The sequence below is a fragment of the Intrasporangium sp. genome, from assembly GCF_032907665.1.
Lineage (GTDB): Bacteria > Actinomycetota > Actinomycetes > Actinomycetales > Dermatophilaceae > Intrasporangium.
The window spans coordinates 31053-35537 of sequence record NZ_JAJJPG010000028.1; the positions used below are offsets into that span (position 1 = coordinate 31053).

The window sequence follows — 4485 nt, forward strand, 5'->3', positions numbered from 1 at the left end:
CGGCGCGGACGGTGCCGGCGCGGACGGTGCCGGCGCCGGTGGGGGTGGGGCCATGGGCAGGCCGCGATCGCCTGGCGGCTCCGGTCCTGCCTCGCGTCCCGTGACGCCACGGCCGCCCTTCGAGCTGCCACCCGCAGCCCCGGCCTCGTCGCCACCACTCTCCGGCGGTTCGGCGCCGACCACATCTGGCTGCTCGGGAGCGGCCTCGGGCCCGCCACCGGCCCCCATCCCGAGCGGGAGCCAACCGGCGATCGCCTCGATGACGTCCAGCTGGCTGAAGTAGTTGGTGTGGTAGATCCGGTCGTTCGTCTCGAACACCCTTGCGTCGGCGACGAACCCGCCCACCGGAAGCCCGATGGCGCTCATCGAGTCCGTGTCGACCACGAGATCGTTGTCGCCCTGGAACAGCTCGTCGACGAAACCCTCGGCCAGCTTGACGACGAGCTCTCGGGGGAACTCCGGGGGCTGGTGGGAGTCGTCGAACAGCTCGACGTGGAAGTGGGACGCGACGACGAACCAGTTCGTGCCCGGAGCCGGTTGCCCCGGCTGTGCCGTGTTGAGGTCCGTGACGAAGGGCCCGTCCGGGACCATCGCCGCGAGTCCCGGCACGCCGTCCTCCCCACTGGCGTAGGAGACGAGGTACTTCACGAGCGCGCCGACGCCCTTGATGACACCCGCGACGACGGCCGCCACCGGAGCACCACCTGGCAGGGCGACCAGCGCACCGGCCCCGACGCTGACGAGGTTGGTGTAGAGGTCGACGAGGTCATGCCATCGACCGGGATCGGCCAGATGTGTCCCGCCGTTGGTCGCACCCACGAAGACGACGCGATCCACCCGGCCCGGCCAGGTCGATCCGGGCAGCTCGTACTCCACGAGGCTGCGTGTGGTGAGCCCGCCCCTGCTGTGGGTGATGACGTCGATGATGAGCTCGTCACCGGGTTGGTGCGAGCTCAGACGCTCGAGGAGGTCCCTGGCGTTTGCGCGGGGGTCGACGCTCAGGGTCCGGTGGTCGAAGCCGATGACGGCGTCGTAGGCGGCGATCGCCGTGCGCAGCAGGCCCTTGGCGTTCTCGTCGTGGCTGAACGCCGCGAACCCACCGGCCGTGGACGAGAACGTGCCGTGGACGAGCAGCAGGAGACGGACCGGTCGGTCGGTCGGCAGGTCGAGCTCGTCGAGTCGGTCGAAGCGGCGCCACGAGCCGAGGTCGGTGTCGGTGATGTGGACCAGACCCGGTCGGACGTGCTCCTCCATCCGCTCCATCACCTTGCCGACGACGAGCGGTGCAGCGAACCGGAAGACGACGGCCTGCACGGCTCCCGTCACGACGTCGCCGAGCAGGCCCTTCGTTCGGCCCGCTCCCCGCGCCCGGCGGGCCCGGGCCGACCCGCTTCCCTCGGCTCTGAGGTCGATCTCGAAGCGGGCGGTGCGGGGGCCGACGTCGATCGAGCGGGTTCGCCGGCCCGCATCGGTCGGCATCCGCCACGAGTAGACCCCATCGCGTTCGAGAAGGACCACTGCGTCCTCGTCTGCTGCGACGTCCACCTCGACGGTCGCCGTGCCTTCCTTGGGGCCGGCCCTGCGTTCCCCAGCGAGGTCGCGCGTCCGCTGGGGTGTCAGGTCGAGCCGTTGCACCGGTTCGAGCCCGCTGTCCTCCAGGGAGGCGAGGATCGCGTCCCTCGCGACCGTCTGCTCGAAGCCCGGCTCGCCGGGGAGGGCACGAGCACGCGATGACTCGCGCACGTCGTAGGACCCCGGCACGACGACTCGGACACCTTCGCTCTCGAAGGACGTGGGCGGCATACGACTCCCCCTGGTCACCGACAGGGCAACGGTCCTCGTTGTCCCTCCGTTCTCACGGTAGAGGCGACGGGTGTTCCGCGGATACCGAATCGCGGACGAGGCCGGGAAAACCGCTTGCGACACGGCAGACCGGAAGGGCAGCCTCGTGTCGAGCGCACCAGCGCCGGAAGCCATCGTCGAGTTCGAGGAGGGGTGACATGTCCATCACGGTCCGGGCCCACCTGCCCACATCCACCACCTCCTTGGAGTTCCCTTGTCTTTCAAACGCTTTCGTGAGGACGAGTCGTCCTTCGCCGTAGACACCAACCCTGATGCGCCTCCCGTCGGTGACCGCTGGTCGACGTGGGACGGCGCGACCCACGGGCCCAAGCCCAGGCCCGACTGGGTCATCACCGATCTCGGTGCCGTCGAGGAGGACCTGGGCGTCCTCAAGACGGGCAAGGAGGCCGACGTCCACCTCGTCCGACGCTGGCTGCCCGACGACCCCGACCGAGATGTGCTCATGGCCGGCAAACGGTACCGTTCGAGCGACCACCGCCTCTTCCACCGTGACGCCGGCTACCTCGAGGGGAGGCGGGTCAGGAAGTCCCGCGAGACCCGGGCCATCGCCACCCGGACCGCCTACGGCAAGCAGCTGATCAGCGGACTGTGGGCGTTCGCGGAGTTCGAGACCCTCGTCCGGCTGTGGGGTGAGGGCCTGCCCGTCCCCTACCCGGTGCAGATGGGCGAGGACGAGATGCTCATGGAGTTCATCGGGACGCCGGACGGACACGCCGCACCGCGCTTGGCCCAGACCCGCCCGGATCGTGAGGTGCTCCCTGTCCTCTTCGACCAGCTTCGCGAGGCCATGCTCCGGCTGGCCGAGCTCGGTTGGGCCCACGGAGACCTCTCGCCCTACAACGTCCTGCTCGACGAGCGCCCGACCATGGACGGCCGGGACCCGCGCCTGGTGATCATCGACTGGCCGCAGATCGTGGACGTCATCGGCAATCCGCACGGGCTGGAGTTCCTCGAGCGCGACACGCGCCACATGGCGGACTGGTTCACCCGCCGCGGGTTCGAGGTCGATGCCGGACATCTCTTCGGCGACCTCGTCGCCGCCGCGACCTCCCGGTGGTGAGCGGGTGGTTGCGGCGACCCGGGCACCGCCGAGTCCGCGCCGGGCGCCCACCGGCGCGACGGGATCACTCCTGTCTGGAACCGTCGAGAGGCGGCGCCCCGAGAGCCCAGAGGAGCGCGTTGACCTCCCGCTGGGCCCGACGACGGTGCGCACGTCCGGCGCGGGCCGGGTCGGTGAGGCTGATGTCCCGGGTCACGACGAGCCGGCTGAGCCGACCCCAGCACGAGAGGGTGTGCACCGCGTCCCGGCTCGCGAGCTCGACCATGACCGGCAGTGCGACGAGCGCAGCACGTTTGCCGAAGACGAGCGCGGAGCCCGACATGCGAAGGGTCCGGTATCCGTGATCGGTCGCCCACTGCGCTGCGATGTCCCGAACGTCCAGACCCGACGAGAAGTGCACGACGTCCCGTGCGCTGCGCACTCGACGCCCCCTGTCTCGACCACGCCGCCTCCCCGTGATGCGGCCGGATGCAGGCTAGCGCAGCTGTCCGCGCGGCGCGCGGCGAGTCCCACCTTCCGAATGCCGTTATGCCACAGGGCTTTCCGATAGCGAAGCCACCGAAGGCACATCAAGCATGCGCCATCGTCGCGACCATGAAGGCCTGCCAGGCCTCGCGGCTCTCCTCGAGCTCCCCCGGTCCGTCGATGCTCTCGAGGATCTCAGTCGTGGCGCCGCGCGTCGCGTCGTCCCACTCCCCGGTGACCTCCACGTCGGTGCGACCCCAGACGTGGCGACACATCGCCTGCACCGCCTGCGCCTGGACGCGAGAGCGCCGGATCAGACGTGGCCGCTCGTCACCGAAACGGCCCGTGTCGACATGGATGTGGTTCGCGTGCGCGTCGTCGTAGAGGTAGGTGAGGACGTCGGCGAACTCGTGGTGCAACCCGGCGGCGACCCGCCAGTAGGCGGAGAGTCGCCGGCGCAGCTCGGGGGCTGGGGAATCGCGCCACAGGTCGTAGCGCAAGGAGACGAGGTCCTTGCCGTCAGCACGCAGGCGGGCGAGGTCGAAGGCCTGACCCGAGCTGTGCCACGAGTTGGGCCGGCCACGCGCCCAGGCGCCGTAGGAGCGGATCGCGTCGGGCGACTGGCCGGTGTGCCGTCGGTGCAACGCGAGCCAGGAGTCGAGCCGCGCGCCGAAGGCCGGCTCGACATAGTAGGTCGCCGGCTTGCCCGAGATCTCATAGACGTATGCCGCTCCGCCGAGTCGGGTGCGCGCCTGCAGGGCCGTGTGGTCGACCGGGACGGGATCGACGAACACCTCCCGCGGCGACGGTCCGGCGAGGCCCGGGATCTCCGGGAGTCCGGGCACTCCCTGCGTCACTGCATACGCTCCCGCAGCGACCGTGCCGACACCGAGCGCGCCGAGGACGAGGAAGCCCCGTCGGGTGAGCCTCAGGGGCGGTTCCCCCGGCGCAGGTCGTCCACCCGGCCCGCTGGGGGCAGGGCCTGACCGGCGCTCGCGGGTCTCACTCACGTCAGGTCAACGTCGGGGTGACTCCTGAGGTTTCCGGACCCGGGTCACGGGTCACGGGTCGCGGTGTCGCAGGCCGCGCCGAGTGCC

At 70.6% G+C, this 4485-nt stretch carries 4 protein-coding genes; 1 reads left to right on the top strand and 3 read right to left on the bottom strand.

Annotated elements, in window-relative coordinates; translation table 11 throughout:
• Window positions 1–1803: esterase/lipase family protein (locus LOY02_RS06645; RefSeq protein ID WP_410505922.1), on the bottom strand; the 1803-nt coding region annotated here is incomplete at its 3' end.
• 253 nt (window positions 1804–2056) lie between these two features.
• Here LOY02_RS06645 and LOY02_RS06650 point away from each other — a divergent pair.
• The gene (locus LOY02_RS06650) at window positions 2057–2923 is read left to right on the top strand and encodes a serine protein kinase RIO (RefSeq protein WP_317181552.1); all 867 of its coding nucleotides are present in this window, start codon (window positions 2057–2059) and stop codon (window positions 2921–2923) included.
• 64 nt (window positions 2924–2987) lie between these two features.
• On the opposite strand, the gene LOY02_RS06655 is transcribed toward LOY02_RS06650, so the two are convergent.
• Complete coding sequence (locus LOY02_RS06655; RefSeq protein WP_317181553.1) at window positions 2988–3344, bottom strand: hypothetical protein; 357 nt, start codon at window positions 3342–3344, stop codon at window positions 2988–2990.
• A gap of 148 nt (window positions 3345–3492) precedes the next feature.
• A complete protein-coding gene (locus LOY02_RS06660) occupies window positions 3493–4398 on the bottom strand; it encodes an extensin family protein (RefSeq protein WP_317181554.1) in 906 nt (301 codons plus the stop codon).
• Window positions 4399–4485 lie beyond the last annotated feature (87 nt).